At 64.5% G+C, this 16,119-nt stretch carries 14 protein-coding genes and 1 tRNA gene; 11 read left to right on the top strand and 4 right to left on the bottom strand.

The features are described from left to right. The first annotated feature begins 1 nt into the window (after position 1). Genes PV781_RS13275 through PV781_RS13255 form a run of 5 tightly spaced genes read left to right on the top strand, consistent with a single transcriptional unit; the run spans position 2 to position 5,482 of the window. Positions 2-856: an IclR family transcriptional regulator gene (locus PV781_RS13275; protein ID WP_274776102.1), complete on the top strand. Its 855-nt coding sequence runs from the start codon at positions 2-4 to the stop codon at positions 854-856. Then, on the top strand, positions 853-1,992 hold the full coding sequence (locus tag PV781_RS13270; RefSeq protein ID WP_274776101.1) for a thiolase family protein: 1,140 nt from the start codon (positions 853-855) through the stop codon (positions 1,990-1,992). The genes PV781_RS13275 and PV781_RS13270 overlap by 4 nt, the downstream gene beginning before the upstream one ends. Next, positions 1,989-2,357 carry a Zn-ribbon domain-containing OB-fold protein gene (locus PV781_RS13265; protein WP_274776100.1) on the top strand — a complete coding sequence of 123 codons (369 nt, stop codon included), beginning with the start codon at positions 1,989-1,991 and terminating at the stop codon, positions 2,355-2,357. Before PV781_RS13270 ends, PV781_RS13265 begins: the two co-directional genes overlap by 4 nt. Before the next feature lie 4 nt (positions 2,358-2,361). Continuing rightward, positions 2,362-4,455 carry an acetate--CoA ligase family protein gene (locus PV781_RS13260; RefSeq protein WP_274776099.1) on the top strand — a complete coding sequence of 698 codons (2,094 nt, stop codon included), beginning with the start codon at positions 2,362-2,364 and terminating at the stop codon, positions 4,453-4,455. Between the two features lie 49 nt (positions 4,456-4,504). Continuing rightward, a complete protein-coding gene (locus PV781_RS13255; protein ID WP_274776098.1) occupies positions 4,505-5,482 on the top strand; it encodes a tripartite tricarboxylate transporter substrate binding protein in 978 nt (325 codons plus the stop codon). Between the two features lie 96 nt (positions 5,483-5,578). Here PV781_RS13255 and PV781_RS13250 read toward each other — a convergent pair whose 3' ends face one another. From PV781_RS13250 to PV781_RS13235, 4 genes are all read right to left on the bottom strand, one after another. Then, complete coding sequence (locus PV781_RS13250) at positions 5,579-6,388, bottom strand: PIN-like domain-containing protein (protein ID WP_274776097.1); 810 nt, start codon at positions 6,386-6,388, stop codon at positions 5,579-5,581. After that, positions 6,378-8,006, bottom strand: a complete 1,629-nt coding sequence (locus PV781_RS13245) for a DUF262 domain-containing protein (protein WP_274776096.1) — start codon at positions 8,004-8,006, stop codon at positions 6,378-6,380. The genes PV781_RS13250 and PV781_RS13245 overlap by 11 nt, the downstream gene beginning before the upstream one ends. 225 nt (positions 8,007-8,231) lie before the next feature. After that, positions 8,232-9,704 (bottom strand): DUF1254 domain-containing protein, encoded by a 1,473-nt coding sequence (locus PV781_RS13240; RefSeq protein WP_274776095.1) that lies wholly within the window; start codon positions 9,702-9,704, stop codon positions 8,232-8,234. A 100-nt stretch (positions 9,705-9,804) separates the two neighbouring features. Further along, positions 9,805-10,695, bottom strand: a complete 891-nt coding sequence (locus PV781_RS13235) for a LysR family transcriptional regulator (RefSeq protein ID WP_274776094.1) — start codon at positions 10,693-10,695, stop codon at positions 9,805-9,807. A 127-nt stretch (positions 10,696-10,822) separates the two neighbouring features. On the opposite strand from PV781_RS13235, the gene PV781_RS13230 reads away from it, so the two are divergent. From PV781_RS13230 to PV781_RS13205, 6 genes are all read left to right on the top strand, one after another. Next, a complete protein-coding gene (locus PV781_RS13230; protein WP_274776093.1) occupies positions 10,823-12,178 on the top strand; it encodes an acyclic terpene utilization AtuA family protein in 1,356 nt (451 codons plus the stop codon). A gap of 12 nt (positions 12,179-12,190) precedes the next feature. Further along, positions 12,191-12,547 carry an AtuA-related protein gene (locus PV781_RS13225; protein ID WP_274776092.1) on the top strand — a complete coding sequence of 119 codons (357 nt, stop codon included), beginning with the start codon at positions 12,191-12,193 and terminating at the stop codon, positions 12,545-12,547. Between the two features lie 78 nt (positions 12,548-12,625). Beyond that, positions 12,626-13,621, top strand: coding sequence for a Bug family tripartite tricarboxylate transporter substrate binding protein (locus PV781_RS13220; RefSeq protein ID WP_274776091.1), 996 nt, complete (start codon positions 12,626-12,628; stop codon positions 13,619-13,621). Positions 13,622-13,787: 166 nt separating this feature from the next. Continuing rightward, positions 13,788-14,576 carry an ATP-grasp domain-containing protein gene (locus PV781_RS13215; protein WP_274776090.1) on the top strand — a complete coding sequence of 263 codons (789 nt, stop codon included), beginning with the start codon at positions 13,788-13,790 and terminating at the stop codon, positions 14,574-14,576. A gap of 121 nt (positions 14,577-14,697) precedes the next feature. Further along, a tRNA-Glu gene (locus PV781_RS13210) sits at positions 14,698-14,773 on the top strand. A gap of 168 nt (positions 14,774-14,941) precedes the next feature. Further along, a complete protein-coding gene (locus PV781_RS13205; RefSeq protein ID WP_274776089.1) occupies positions 14,942-16,108 on the top strand; it encodes a GGDEF domain-containing protein in 1,167 nt (388 codons plus the stop codon). The last annotated feature ends 11 nt before the right edge of the window (positions 16,109-16,119 follow it).

Genomic DNA, 16,119 nt, shown 5'->3' with positions numbered 1-16,119 from the left:
CATGAACACGAAGGAAGCCAACGCTTCTTCTCCCGCCCGCGCCCCACGCGCCGCGGGCGCGCACAACGACACTAACTCCATCCAGAAGGTGTGCGCGCTCCTTCGGGCGCTCGGTGCCCATGCCCCTCAGCGCCTCACCGAACTGGCTGCTTCCGCCGGGCTCAACAAGGTCACCGCCTTGCGCATCCTCGACACGCTGGTGCAGGAGAATTTCGTCCAGCGCACGCCGGATGGGAAAGGCTATGTGCCCGGGCAGGAGGCGCTGGCGTTTTCCGCATCCCAGAAGCGCTCGGATGACGTACGCGAACTGGCGCGGGCGAGCCTTGTACGGCTGGCGGAGCATTCGGGCGACACGGCGCTCCTGTCCATCCGCAGCGGCGTCGAATCCGTCTGCGTGGAGCGCCAGGAAGGCTCCTTCCCTATCCGCGCCAATTACCTGAACATCGGCAGCCGCCGCCCGCTCGGCGTCGGTGCCGGCAGCATGGCGCTTCTGGCCTTCCTGCCGGAGAGGGAGGCGGAAGCCGTGCTCGATGTCTTGGGACCAAGGCTCCAGCCCTATCCGCAGGTTACCGTCGAGCGGCTGAAGGACGAGGCGGCCCACGCCCGCCGGCGTGGCTATGTGATGCTGCTCGATTTCGTCATCGACAAGATGGGCGCCATCGGCGTGCCGGTCTTCGACGCCCATGGCCGGCCCATCGCCGCCCTCTCCATTGCTGGCCTCACCGAGCGCATCCGCGACCGCGAGGAGGCGCTCGCCCAGGCCCTCCAGCGGGAAGCGGACCTGATGAAACGGGAATTGATGTCTGGCATGGCGACGCCGCCTGTCGCCGGAAAACGCAGGAAATCCACCTCATGAGCTTTATCACCGGCGCCGGCCACACCGCCTACGGCCGGCGCGAGGGCTGCGACACGCTCGCGCTGATGAGCGAGGCCGCGCAGACCGCCCTCGACGATGCCGGACTGGTGCGCGCCGACATTGACGGCCTCATCACCGGCTATTCCACCACCTTGCCTCACCTCATGCTGTCCACCGTCTTTGCCGAGCATTTCGGCCTGACGCCGGACTATGCCCATGCCATTCAATTGGGCGGTGCCACCGGCTTTGCCATGGTGATGCTGGCTCACCGGCTGGTGCAATCGGGCGCGGCGCGCAACATCCTGGTGGTGGCGGGCGAAAACCGGCTCACCGGCCAGACCCGCGACGCCGCCGTGCAGACCCTCGCCCAGGTGGGTCACCCGATCTACGAAGTGCCGCTGGGGCCGACCATTCCCGCTTATTACGGGCTTGTCGCCTCCCGATACATGCATGAATTTGGCCTGAGGCAAGAGGATCTGGCGGAACTGTCCGTCCTCATGCGCCGCAACGCAGCCCGGCATCCCGGCGCGCAATTGCGCACGCCGATCACGGTCGCCGACGTCATGGCGTCCAGGCCCATCGCCACGCCACTGAAGTTCCTGGATTGCTGCCCCGTTTCCGACGGCGGCGCGGCGCTTATCGTCAGCCGGGAGCCTCTCGGCGGCGCCTCGGTGCGGGTCATCGGTGCAGCCCAGGCTCACACCCACCAGCACATTACCGCCGCCCCCAGCCTGACTCATTTCGGCGCCAGGGCGAGCGCCGCCAAGGCCTTGGCCGAGGCCGACATTTCGCTGGCCGACATCGGCTATGCGGCGATCTATGACAGCTTCACCATCACGCTCGCCATCCTTCTGGAGGAGATCGGCCTTGCCCCGCGCGGTGAGGCGGGGCGGCTCGCCCGTGACGGGCATTTCGATCGGAACGGCGCCCTGCCCCTGAACACCCATGGCGGTCTCTTGAGCTATGGCCATTGCGGGGTGGGCGGTGCCATGGCGCATCTGGTGGAGGCCCGCCTTCAGATGCTGGGCCGCGCCGGCGACCGCCAGATCGCCAGGGACGCGCCCCTGGCGCTGCTGCATGGCGATGGCGGCGTTCTGTCCTCCCACGTCTCGCTGGTCCTGGAGCGCGCCGCATGAGCGATGAAACCCCATTCTCCGGCGACTGGACCAAGGGCCAGCCAGCCCTTGCCTTCCAAGCCTGCCGGCCCTGCGGACATCGCTGGCTGTTTGCCCGCAGCTTTTGCCCGCACTGCGGGTCCAAAGACATGGAAACCCGCGCCGCCAGCGGGCGTGGGACGGTGCATGCGGCGACCCTTGTGGTCCGGGCACCGTCCGAGGACCTGCGGGCCCATGCGCCCTATTGCATCGTCCTGGTCGACGCCGAGGAAGGCTTCCGACTGATGGCCCACGCGGCCGCCGACATCGCCATCGGCGACGCGGTTGCCGCCAGCTTCCGGCCCTTCGGCGCCGGCCTTGTCCCCTATTTTGAACGCGTGGAGTAACCCGATGCGCAGCGGCCTGGATGTCGCCCTCAATCCCAGATCCATCGCCGTGATCGGCGCTTCGGAAAATCCCAACAAGATTGGCGGGCGGCCGCTGCTCTATCTGTCTCGCTTTGGATACCAGGGCAAGATCTACCCCATCAATCCGAAACGCAAGGAAGTTCAGGGCCTTGCCACCTCCCCCTCGCTGCTCGACCTGCCCGAGGCGCCGGAGATGGCCATCATCGCGGTGCCGGGCGCGGCGGCGGTGGAGGCGCTGGATGCCTGCGGCAAGAGCGGGGTGAAGCTGGCCTTGATGATGAGTTCCGGCTTCGGCGAGACCGAGGGCGAGGACGGCGTAGCGTGCCAGAAGGACATGGTGGCGCGGGCGCGGGCGCAGGGCATGCGGGTGGTGGGGCCAAATTCGCAAGGGTTGGCCAATTTCGGCACCGGCGCCATCGCCTCCTTTTCCACCATGTTTATCGAGGCGGAGCCCAAGGACGGGCCGGTGGGCATCGTCAGCCAGAGCGGCGCCATGAGCGTGGTGCCCTATGGTCTGCTGCGGGGGCGCGGGATCGGCGTGCGCCATGCCCATGCCACGGGAAACGATTGTGACGTAACGGTTTGCGAGCTTGCCATGGCGGTGGCGGAGGACCCTGGCGTCCAGCTGCTGCTGCTTTATCTGGAGAGCATTCCCGACCCCGAGCACCTCGCCGAGGCCGCCCGCATCGCCCGGAAGCGGGGCGTGCCGGTGATCGCGCTGAAGTCCGGCCGGACGGCGGCGGGGCAGGCGGCGGCGCGCTCCCACACCGGCGCTTTGGCCAATGAAGACACTGTGGTGGACGCGTTCCTGGAGGAGCACGGCATCTGGCGGGCCAAGGATACCAGTGACTTAGTGATGGCGGCGGAGGTCTATCTGAAGGGCTGGAAGCCGGAGGGGCGGCGGCTGGTGGCCATTTCCAATTCGGGGGCGACTTGCGTTCTGGCGGCGGATGCGGCGACCGCCCGGGGGCTGAGCCTGGAGCCCTTGGCGCAGGAGACGCGGGAGGCGCTGGGGGCCATCCTGCCGAGCTTTGCGGCGACCCGGAACCCGGTTGATATCACCGCCGCCCTGCTCACCAACAGCCGCCTCTTCAGCGAAATTTTGCCTGTGATCGCAAGGGATAAGGCGGCGGACGCGTTCTTTGTCGGGGTGCCCGTGGCGGGGGCGGGCTATGATGTGGATGCCTTCGCCCGGGACACGGCGGCCTTTGCCGAGGCGACCGGAAAGCCGGTGGTAGTGGCGGCCCCCCAGCCCTCGGTGGCGGCCCGGTTCAAGGCCCATGGCGCTCCGGTCTTCACGGGAGAAGCCGAGGCGATTCAAGCGCTTAGCCAGTTGATCGGGCATCACGAGCTGATGGAGCGGGCCGAGCGGCGGCAGGCGGGGCCGGTGGCGAACGTGCCGGCCCGCGCGGGCGGGACGATCCTGCTCAACGAGGCGGAAAGCCTTGATTTCCTTCGCACTTCCGGCATTCCCGTGGTGCCGCACCGGCTCTGCCGGACGCCCAAGGAGGCCCTGGCGGCGCTCGCCGAGTTGAAGGGCCCGGTGGCGGTCAAGGGGTGCTCGCGGGATGTGGCGCACAAGTCGGAGCTGGGGCTTGTGCATCTCGGCCTTTCCACCCCGGAAGAGGTCGAAAATGCCTTCGCCGCCTGCCGCCAAGCCATTGAAAATGCGAACGCTTCCTTCGATGGAGTGATCGTCTCCCGCATGGTCCGGGGGCGCCGGGAGATGTTGCTGGGAGCACACCGAGATACCGTCTTCGGGCCGGTCGTGGTGGTGGGAGAGGGGGGGAAATATGTGGAGGCGCTGCCCGACGTCGCCCTCCTGCTGCCGCCCTTCGACCAGAGGGATGTGCGCGAGGCGCTCGCCAGGCTCCGCATCGCCCCGGTTCTGGCGGGCACGCGGGGAGAAATCCCTGTGAATCTAGATACTTACTGCGACGCCGCCGTGGCCGTGGGCGCGCTCATGCGGGCGGATGACCGCATCGTTTCGCTGGACATCAACCCCTTCATGGTGGGCGAAGGGGCCGATACGGCCCTCGATGCCGTGGTGTTCGCAGTGGCCGGAACGGGCCTGTGATCTCGGCTTAGCCCCAACAGAACAAGACCAATTCCCGGAGGAAAAACCCATGATCAACCGTCGCACGTTTTTGCTCGCCGCCGGCGCCGCCGGCGCCCTCCCCGTCCTGCCCGAAATCGCCTTTGCTGACACCTGGCCGAGCCGCCCGGTGAAGGTCATCGTGCCCTATCCGCCGGGGGGCTCCACCGACATTACGGCGCGGCTCGTCATGGAGAAGGTGGCCCCCCTCATCGGCCAGCCGGTGGTCATCGACAACCGGGCCGGGGCGGGCGGGAATCTGGGCATGGACGCGGCGGCCCGCTCCGCGCCCGATGGCTATACCTTCGCGGTGGCCACCACCGCCCATGCCATCAACATGACCCTGTTCACCAACCTGACCTACCACATCCTCGACAACTTCACGCCGGTGGCCCTGCTCACCGAGAACCCGCTGATGCTGGTGGTGCCCACGTCCTCGCCCTTCAAGACGGTGAAGGACCTGATCGCGGCGGCGAAGGCCGAGCCGGGCAAGATCAATTTCGCCACCTCCGGGGTGGGCCAGTCCACGCACCTGGCGGCCGAGTTGTTCGCCACCATGGCCGGCATCAAGATGACCCATGTGCCCTATAAGGGCAGCGCCCCGGCCATCGCCGATGTCATTGCCGGCCATGTGCAATTGATCTTCGACACCACCCAGTCCGCTTTGCCCTATGTGAAGGAGGGGCGGCTGCGGGCGCTGGGGGTCACCTCCGCCGAACGCATCCCGCTCGCCCCCGACGTGCCCACCCTCGCGGAAGCCGGCCTGCCCGGCTATGAGGCCACCGCCTGGAACGGCCTCGTCGCCCCCAAGGGCACGCCGGCCGAGATCGTCACCCGCATGAATGCCGAGGTGGAAAAGGTGCTGGCCCTGCCGGAGGTGAAGACCCGTTTCGCGGACCTGGGCGCCGTCTGCCCACCCTCGACGCCCGAGAGCTTCCGCGCCTATGTGGCGGCGCAGATCACCAAATGGGGGGCGGTGGTGAAGGCTTCGGGGGCGAAGGTGGATTGAGGGGGATTTTTTTTGGGGGGGGGCTAGCGGGTGGGGCGGGGGTAAAGCTCCCGCGCCCGTATCGGCCCACGAAGCCAGCTGACGTTTTATCGGGAATTAGCCTAAAAGTCGCCTTGCCAAATTTTCCAGAGTGATGGTTTCGAATTCGGCGCCGCTAATCGCATGGACCTCGGCAGTCAGGATTGGGTGGGGAATACCACCTCGACTCCAGTCGATCTTTTTGTCGAGAGTTACGAGCGTAACACGCCGATATTTTACACCTTCTTTTTTTAGCACGGCTAAGCCTAAAAGCAGGTCAGCCCATACAAAAAAGTCCCCATCCCCCCCATCCTTGAAACCTGGAGGGGTTCTCGTCCTCTTCCGTACATCAGCCAACGCGGAGAGAAGCGAGCGCGTCACGAAAGGAACACGAGCCTTCTCGACAAGAAGATCAACAAACAGTTTAGTTTTTCTGGCTGTATTATCGTCGAATATGTAACCATAATCTTCATCAAACTCACGCATTAAATCCTTGAATCGGGTAGCATATTCGCCAAATTGATCGTCGAACCCTCCAATTGTATCGCTAAGTTCTTTAAATTTTTTTTGCAGCGCGGCCGATATTGATTCTACTCCGAGAAATTGGTTATTCCAAAACTCTTGGATAACCTGACCCGGAAGTATAATCCGGCCGGGAAACTTCGCACGCAGATAATCTACGATATCATCACATCTACTGTGCTTGCTCATCCTCAGCAACACGTTCGCATCGAAGGCAATCACGGTTTCTGCAAGCTCGCACTCTGGCAACTCAAACTTGAGGGCCGAAGAGAGAGATTTAAGCGCGTTTATCTCGGCCTTCCGGTCGAGCAATTCGCAAACTTGAATTTCGCATTCATTATCAACACCCGAGGCGTCAATCATCATACCAGATCCGACCAGCTTCGCTAGCTAACTCGAAACCCATTTGCTCGACCGCCCCCGCATCCCAGTCCTTCAAGTGATTTAGCTTATGAACCCACTCGCCATCAGCACCGGTCGACAGCATGGAACTCTTGAACGTAGGCCAGTCCAACGCCGCACGCGGCCTCTTCTCGAGGCTGGAAATGAAGGTATTTCCGAGCGTTGAACCCCAGTAACTACCTCCACCTTGATCGATACCATCGAACTCTGCGGACTTGATCCATATAAAATGAAGGAAGCCATGCGGGGTGGGCGTGATCGACCGCTGAATGATCGATCTCCTCAAAAATGTCAGCACGTTTTTGTTCAATGATCGCTTCCTGAGCTGACCAACGAAGTCTTCGCGTGACGGATTTAAGTCCTGAAGCTGGTCGATCATAACTTTCCAGCTTCTAGCGTCGTTAATTGCTTTTGCAGCCTCGGCCAACCTTCGCTCAACGTTACCGGTACCAAGATTTCCTACGACAATGCGGCGCACGACCAGCTTTAATATCCACTCCATCCCGTCCAGCGCATCTTGAACTTCAGAACATGCCAAAAGTATAGGCCTAACCGTCAAGACACCTAGACTACTCAGCGATGAAAATACGCCAAGCGCACCAAGCTCAGCTGGACCCGCCGCTGTTGGATCAATCATTTGCATGTAGAGTGGGAGATTTTTTTCCAACATCGACATGATTTCGTTCGACCGAGGCGGCTCTCGATCACCCATATGCTTCCGATTAGCAAGGAACCCGTAGAGGTCTTTTGGCAGAATGTAACCGCTTTTGACGGTTACAACATGGCGTATGTACTGTACGAAATTGTTTGTCCCCTCTGTAGAAAACTGCTTCGCTATTGATTGCCACTGAGAATATCGGAAAGATTCATCGCCACCCGATTGACTCAGAATATAGTTCTTAAGCAAATCGGCTGTTGTGAGATCGCGCCCGCGGGTGTTTATAACTTCGTACACTTGATAGGCGGCATCGGCGCTGGGATGGAGAAATACCGCGAAATATAACCTATTGGTGAGGAAATCAGTCCATTTCCCCAACCGCTTGAACGGATCCGCACGCAAATCGTCCCGAAGGCGTCGAACGATCAAGTCGTAAGAGTCAGACAACTTTGCCGAAACTGACGCCTCGTCTAGAATATTGGTAGGTCGAGTGCCCGTTTCAAGGATTAACTGAAATGTTGTATCATCGGCTTCATCTGTAAGCTTTACACGGCGCGTCTCTTCATCCGTGTGATAATCAATAGACCGCAGAAAGCTTGCCCGTATACGATCAGCTAACGCCTTGCGGTCACTTCTTATCGCCTCATGATAGATGGCGTTGGCAAGGAGACTCAGTGTCAGGATTCTTTGCTGTCCGTCAACTACCCGCTTACGGCCGGCTTCTTCGTCATCTTTTGGCGTGGTCAAAATGATGAGGCCAAGGAAATAAGATTCTGATTCCAAGCTCCCTTGAAGATCAGACCAGAATTCTCCCACCTCATCGCTACCCCATGAATATTCTCTCTGAAACCGAGGTATTTCAAATGTGTTGTTTGCGAAAATCGCGCCAGCGTTGCTGGCGGACGCATTTAGAGGGGTGTCCAAGCGTTCCTCGCGACCGGATCGATTTGAAATGCGAGCATCGCATGCCGAACTTCGCCCAGCAAGCCACACTCGAGACTTGTGGCTTATGGGCCGCCATAGCTAGATCAACGACCTAGATGGAACGCACAGCTGTCCTCAACCGGGGCAGCCAGTCAGCGACGCGCTGATCCCTGCATCCCGCCCCACCAGGGCGGCGCGGGTCACCCCCACGCCGCCCCCGTCCTCTCACCCCGCCACGATCCCCGGCGGCTGCCAGGTGCCCTGGCCGAGGGGCAGGATGGAGGGGGGAGTTTCCTTCGGCCAATAGAGGCGCATGGCGATGTACATGGGGCCGGCGGGGGCCGGGAGCCAGTTGGCTTCCTTGTCCGGGCCGGGGGAGGTGGCCTGGATATAGAGGGTCAGCGAGCCGTCCGCGTTGCGCTTCAGATTCGGCAGCATGGGCGAATTGATGAGATAGCGGTCGATGGGGTTCTTGATGAGCAGCTGCGTCTTGCCGTCATACATGGTGATCGACCAGAAGGCGTTCACCGGCGGCAGGGCATCGGCGGGGAAGGTGATGGTGTAGGCCTTCTTGGACCCATCCAGCGTCTCGCCCTTGGCATCCACGCGGGTGACGGGATAGGCCGCCTCCACCGCGTCATTGCCATAAATGCCCAGCTGGGCGGCCGCCGCGCGCATCAGCCAGTCACCGTTGAAGAAGGCGGCGTCGCCGAAAGTGGAGGACAGGCGCCAGCCATTCACGTCGGTGCCGATGGAGGCGGCCTTCTCATCCACCTTGCGCTTGCCCTCGGCAAGGCCCAGCAGCACCTCGGCCTTGTCCTCCAGCGGCAGCGCCTTGAAATTAAACGTCTTGCCCGGCCCGACGCCAATGCGGGCCAGCGCCGCGCGGATCTCTGCCTCCTCCGGGCGGACGGGGGCGAAGGTGAGAGCGAAGTCGAGATAGTCCAGGAAGTCCGTCTTCGCCTTTTCCTTGGAGAAGGCGGGGAAGGTGACCTCAGCGGGCGCGGCGGGGGCGAGCTTGCCCAGGAAGGCGGAAAGGGGCTGCACCTGATAGCCCGCCTGCACCGCCTTCACATTGTCCATGTCGGAGGGGGAGAAGAGCTGGGTGCGGAAGATGGCCAGCGAGAATTGCGTGCTGGAGCGGAACACGCCGTTGATGCCGGCCGGCGTCTCGCCTTTCCAGTCCGGCCCCACGGCGAGATATTTCCCCGCCTTGCTGCCGGTGGCGCGGCTGCCAATATAGCCGTAATTGTAGGTGTTGCCGTCGCAGAACTGGACCGAATAATAGCGCTTGGGGTCCACGTCCGGCACGGAAATGACCAGGGGCTCGGCCCGCAGATCCAGCCACAGCAGCGAATAGGGCGTGTCGGAATTGGGCGTGACGATGGTGGTATCCTGCCAGGTGAAGACCCGCGCCTCGTTATAGAGGGTGTTGAACGGCGCCTTCCACTGCCCGCTGTTGCGGTCGACGATGTATTCGTACATCACGCCGTAATTCATCACGATGGGCAGGCCGAACACATAGGCCGCTTCCGCAATGTCCTTGGCCTTCAGGAAGCCCGGCCGCCCCGCCGCCGTCTGGTCCATCGCGCCCGTGGCGCCAAGAAGGCCGCCCGCCGCGAAGGGCGCCGTGAGCGCGCCAAGGGCCGAGGCCCGCAACAGGTTGCGCCGGTCGATGAGCATGTCCACACCCCACATTATTCCACGCCGCCCCGCTCCGCCCGGGTCGTGGCGGATCTAAGGCAAAGCTTAGCCGCGAACGCCAGGGCACAGTTTGACCGGCGGCAAATCCCTCCCCTCACCTCAGCTTGCGGGCCAGGAAGTCGATCACCGCTTTGACCCGCGGCGCGCGGGCGCGGCCGCGCAGATAGAGCAGATAGAAGCGGTCATCGTCCGTGCGCTCCTGGAACTCGGTGAGCAGCGGCACGAGGCGCCCGGCGGCCAGGTCATGGGCGATGTGGAAATGAGCGAGGCGCACGATGCCGAGCCCCACCAGCGCGAAGGTGCGCAGCAATTCCCCCTGGTCGGCGCCCATATGGCTGGGAATGTCGATGGTCTTCAGCCCCTCCTCCTCCTCGTGGAAGGTCCAGGAATTCCATTGGGTGCGGATGGTGAAGTTGAGGCAGCGGTGGGCGAGGAGGTCGTCGGGCCGCGCCGGCACGCCATGGCGGGCGAGATAAGAAGGGGCGGCGGCAATGGTCCAGGGCCGGCGCATGAGCGGGCGGCCGATGAGGGAGAGTTCGGTGGGCCGGCCGGAATGGATGGCCACATCCACCCCCTGCCGGGCGAAGTTCGCCCGCTCCGTGCCCAGCACGAATTCCAGCCGCAGGCCGGGATGGCGGTCGATGATTTCAGGCAGATGGGGGGCGATGAGATATTTGGCCGTGGTCAGCGCCGTATGGATGCGCACGAGGCCCGACACCGCCCCGCTGCCGGCGCTGACCGCATCCTCGGCCGCCGCCATGGCCTCCACCACCCGCTCCCCGGCGGCGCGGAAGGTGTCGCCTTCCTCGGTGAGGCGCAGGGTGCCCGCCACGCGCTCGAACAGCGCCACCTTGAGCCGCGCCTCCAGCCGGCCGATGAGCTTTGAGACCGCAGACGGGGAGAGCCCGAGCTTGCGCCCGGCGGCGGAAAAGGAGCCCTCCGCCACCACCGTCAGGAACACGGTCATCTCGCCATATTTGTCCACGATGCCTCCCCTTCATGCTGCACTGCCCTGTGAAGCAGCGTCACAACCCCTTTGCCACGCGAGGCATTGCGCCATTTCACCCCGGATGAAGAATGGCCGCAACGAGAATGACGATGGGAGGACAGCCATGACCAAAACCGTGCGGATCGGCTCCGGCTCGGCCTGGTGGGGCGATCGGGTGGAGCCGGCGCGGCTCAATGCGGAGCGGGGCGATCTGGATTATCTGTGCTTCGAGACCATGGCGGAGGCCACCATCTCCGCCGCCCAGGTGCGGGCGCGCCGCGACCCCACCTTCCCGGGCTATGACACCTATCTGGATGACCGCATGCGCGCCGTTCTGCCGGCGGCGTTGAAGCGGGGCACCAAGATCATCTCCAACCAGGGCTGGATCAATCCGGATGGCGCCGCCCAGCGGGTGGTGGAGCTGCTGCAGGAGCTGGGCGCCACGGGCGTGAAGGTGGCCTCCGTCAATGGCTCGCTCATCACCGAGCGGGTGATCGAACTGACCGACACCATCCTGGAAAACGGCGCCCCCACCGCCACGCTCGGCAATACGCTGATCTCGGCGGAAGCCTATCAGGGCGCCGAGCCCATCGTGGAGGCGCTCCGGCGGGGGGCGCAGATCGTCCTCACCGGGCGGGTGGCGGACCCTTCCTTGTTCCTCGCCCCCATGATGCATGAATTCGGCTGGGCGGCGGATGACTATGAGCATCTGGGCGCCGGCAACGGCATCGGCCATCTGATGGAATGCGGGGCGCAGGTGACGGGCGGCTATTTCACCGATCCCGGCTTCAAGGACGTGCCCGAGCCGTGGAATTTCGGCTTCCCCATCGCCGAGGTGGAGGCGGACGGCTCCGTCGTCATCACCAAGACGCCGGGCACGGGCGGCATGGTCTCGCTCGCCACCGTCAAGGAGCAGATGCTCTACGAGGTGCACGACCCCGCCAATTACATCACCCCCGACGTGGTGGTGGACTTCACCAAGGCCAAGCTCGAACAGGTGGGCCCCGACCGGGTGCGCGTCACCGGCCTCACCGGCAAGCCGCGCACGCCCACCCTGAAGGTCTCCATGGGCTGCACCGAGGGCTTTATCGGCGAGGACATGTTCTTCTATGCCGGCCCCGGCGCGCTGCGGCGGGCGCAATTGGCCAAGACCATCCTCACCGAGCGCTTCAAGATCGTCGATCTGAAGGCCGAGGACATGCGCATCGACTTCCTGGGCCTCAATGCGGTGCATGGCGCAGCGACCCCGGCCGATGCCCCCGAGCCCTATGAGATCGCGGTGCGCGTCGCCGCCCGCACCCGCACCCGCGAGGAGGCCGCCAAGGTCGGCCGCGAGGTGGACGGCATGGCGGTGTCGGGCATCGCCCATACGGGCAAGCGCGTGCCCCACCAGGATCGTACCCGCGAGGTGATCGGCGTGTGGTCCACCCTCGTGCCGCGCACGGCGGTGACGCCGTCCGTGTCCTATTTCGTCAGCTGAGGAGAGGCAGCCATGCCGCGCGTGAAGCTCCAGCACCTCGCCCATGCCCGCTCCGGCGACAAGGGCAACACGTCCAACATCTCTGTCTTCGCCTATGAGCCGGATTTCTATCCCCACCTGAAGGACCAGCTCACGGCGGAAGCCTTCAAGGCCTTCTATGGCGCGGCCATCACCGGCGAGGTGCTGCGCTATGAGGTGGATAATATCGACGCCCTGAACTTCGTCGCCCACGGGGCGCTGGGGGGCGGGGTCTCCCGCAGCCTGGCGCTGGACAATTACGGCAAGGCGCTCTCGGCCGCCGTGCTGGGCTTCGAGATCGAAGTGCCCGAGGCCCTCATGCCCCGCCTGAAGGGCCTGAACGCCGCCTGAGCCGCCCCATCCAGCTTCCGCGACCGGGCCGCAAAAGAGCCCGGCGCTTTCGTTCATAAACAATCGGGAAGAAACCTCATGGATCGCACCCACATGCCCCGCCGCGCCATCCTGCGCACGGCGCTCGCCGCCGGCCTCGCGCTCACCGCCTTCGCCGCCGTGCCGGCCGCCGCCGAGACCTATCCCTCCAAGCCGGTGAAGCTGGTGGTGCCCTATCCGGCCGGCGGCACCACGGACATCATCGCCCGCATCATCGCCCAGCAACTGGCCGAGACCTTCAAGCAGCCCTTCGTGGTGGACAATCGCCCCGGCGCGGGCGGGGCCATCGGCACTTCGGCGGTGGGCCGCTCGGCGCCGGATGGCTACACGCTGCTCATGGGGACCGCCAACACCCACGGCATCAATTCGGCGGTCAAGTCCGATCTCAATTATGACGCGGTGAAGGATTTCGCCCCCGTCACCGTGGTCGCGAGCACGCCCAATGTGATCATCGTCAACCCGGATTTCCCGGCGAAAACCGTGGCCGAGCTGATCGCGCTGGCCAAGGCCGATCCGGGCAAGATCAATTACGGCTCCACCAGCGCCGGCGGCTCGCCGCACATGAGCGCGGAATTGCTGCAGATGATGGCGGGCATCAAGATGACCCACGTGCCCTATAAGGGCGCGGCGCCCATGCTCACCGATGTGATCGGCGGCCATATTCCGGTGGGCTTCGACAATCTGCCGTCCTCGGTGGCGGCCATCCAGTCTGGCAAGGTGCGGGCGCTGGCGGTGACCACCGCGCAGCGCTGGCCCGGCACGCCGGACATCCCCACCGTGGCCGAGACGGTGCCCGGCTATGAGGTCTCCGGCTGGTTCGGCCTCCTCGCCCCCGCCGGCACTCCGCCGGCCATCGTGGACGCCCTCCAGAAGGCGGTCGCTGCGGCCGTGGCCAAGCCCGAGGTGAAGAAGCAGCTGCTGGACGTGGGGGCGCAGCCCGTCGCCAACACGCCTGCCGCCTTCGCCACCCAGATCTCCGACGACGTGGCCCGCTGGAAAAAGGTGGCGGCGACCACCGGCGTGAAGCTGGACTGATCCCGTTCGGGGAGTGGACGAACGTTGCTTTCCGGGCGCTTAATGGCGCCCGGGTGCCGACCTGCTGGGGGTCGGCACCCCAAAAGTCGTCTGCGGGAGACCATCACCCGGAGGGATGAGGGTTCGGCGAGACGACCGTCTGGGGGAGACGGCGGTGGGGCACTTGGTGAGTATCCTGTTCGGGGCGAAGCCCGATTGGCGGGAGGGGCTGGCCTATCGGCTCGCCGGCTCCCGCTTCGCACACGCCATGGACCCGCTCGGAACAGCGGACCTGAGCATCTTCGATGGCATCGTCCCCTTGACCTTGGACGACCGCCGCATCCTGGCCGAGCGCTGCGGGCGGGGCGATGCCGCCGCAAGCCTGCTGCCCTCGGCGGAGGCGGAAGCCCTCTGCCACGACAAGGTGGCGCTCAACACCCATCTGCGCATCCATGGCTTCGGCGCCCATGTTCCAGCCATGCATGAAAACCTTCCCACCGCCGCGCAGGATTATCCGGTCATCATCAAGCGTCGCCAGGGGGAATGGGGCGTGGGCGGGCGCATCCTGCTTGCGCCTCCCGACGGGCCCGTCGCCTTCGACCGGGCGACCGAATTCATCCAGGCCTATGTGCCGGGCGCGATGGAATATGCCACCCACATCCTGCTGAAAGGCGGCGCGTTGCTGTTCGCGGCCACTGTCCGCCACACCCTGCGCGCCAGCCCCTATGTGATGGGCGCAAGCGAGCGGCCGGTGCGCAGCGACTGGCTGGAGGCGACGCCCTGCCTGCCGCTGTTCCTGCGCATGCTCGCCACGGCGGGATTCCGGGACGGCATCTGCTGCATCGATTACCGCCTGGTGGCCGGGCGCCCCCTGGTGTTCGAGATCAATCCCCGCTTTGGCGCTTCGCTGGGCGAGCGGATCATTCCCTTCCTGAACGCCTATGTCGGCGCCCTGGCAGGCCGCCCCGCCGCCTGAAAGGACAAGCCGAGCCCTTATCCACAGCCCCGCCCCCGCCCGCGGGGCGAAACTGCGCGCCCCGCGAATGAGGGCTTGATGTGCCCCCCGTTCGCGGATATACGAAGCGCCTTCCCGGCCGGCTCCCATCGTCTAGCGGTCTAGGACGTCGCCCTCTCACGGCGAAAACAGGGGTTCGAGTCCCCTTGGGAGCGCCACTCTCGCATAGCCCAGCGATCACCCGTACAGGTAGTGAGTGCGCAGCGTGCGATGAAAACGGGGCTCTCGGGATCGTGGACCATGCACTGAGGCAACGCCCGATCCGCGGCAGCGGCGTCATTGATGCCCAAGGAACCCTGCTGTCGGCTGATGCCGGCTGGAGCGCCATGGCCGGACTACCGTGCGCCGAGCTCCTGAGTACGTCCATCGACACCTTCATCACCGCTGACGGATGCCGGCTCATCCGCGATTATATGGGCCGCCCCGAGCATGCCTATGGGGCGGTGATGGAGACCCGGTATCGCCCGCGCGCTGGGGCGTGGCGCGACGCGACGGTGACGGTTCGGCCGGCCACCACAGGATCGGCCACCTTCACCGTCATCCTCGAGGACGCGCAGCGCGCCCGCGAGGACCAGTATCGCTCGCGGCTGACGCAATACACGGTCGAACGGATCACCGACATGGTCATCTGGCTTGATGCGGATGCCCGCTATGTGTTCGTCAATCCCGCCGCCACACGGTTGTTGGGCTACACCGCCGACGAATTGCGCACCATGCGTGTCTGGGACATCGATCCTCTGTTCGACGAGCACCGTTGGCGCGAGCACTGGCGTGCGATCGAGGAAAAAGGCTCGTTCAAGATCGAGACCGTGAACCGCTCCAAGTCCGGGCAGGACATTCCCATCGAGGTGACCGTGAACCTCGTTGCGTATGAAGGCGTCCGCTACAATTGCTCCATCGTCCGCGACATCAGTGCCCGCAAGGCCGCGGAGGCAGAGTTGCGCAGCCTCAACGACCGCATCCTGCGCCTCTCCATCACCGACGCTCTCACCGGCCTGGCGAACCGCCGCCATTTCGATGGGACGCTCCTGGACGAACTGGAGCACCACGCGGGCGCAGGCCTGCCCTTGTCTCTCGTCCTGCTGGACATTGATTCCTTCAAGAGCTTCAACGACCTCTATGGCCATCCCGCGGGCGACGCCTGCCTGCGGCGGGTCGCATCCGTCCTGCTGGCGGCGGGGGAATCGGGCGCGCGCGCGGCGCGCTATGGCGGGGAGGAATTCGCCGTCATTCTCCCGAAGACCGACCAAACCGCGGCCATGGCCTTCGCCGAAGGGCTGCGTCGCGCCATCGAGGCGCTCGAGATAGTTCACGAGGCCTCTCGCACCGGCCGCGTCGTCACCGCCAGCTTCGGTGTGCTGACCTGCATCCCTGCCGGCCCGCAAGATGCCAATGCGCTGCTCTCCCAGGTGGATGCAGCGCTCTACCGCGCCAAGCGCGCGGGCGGCAACCGTGTGGCGAGCAGCGCGGACACCTCCAACCTCTCGCTCTGAATTATGGAACA

Source organism: Aquabacter sediminis (genome assembly GCF_028863665.1).
Taxonomy (GTDB): Bacteria; Pseudomonadota; Alphaproteobacteria; order Rhizobiales; family Xanthobacteraceae; genus L1I39.
Note: the sequence above shows the minus strand (reverse complement) of the source record. Positions and strands in the feature narration are given on the sequence as shown.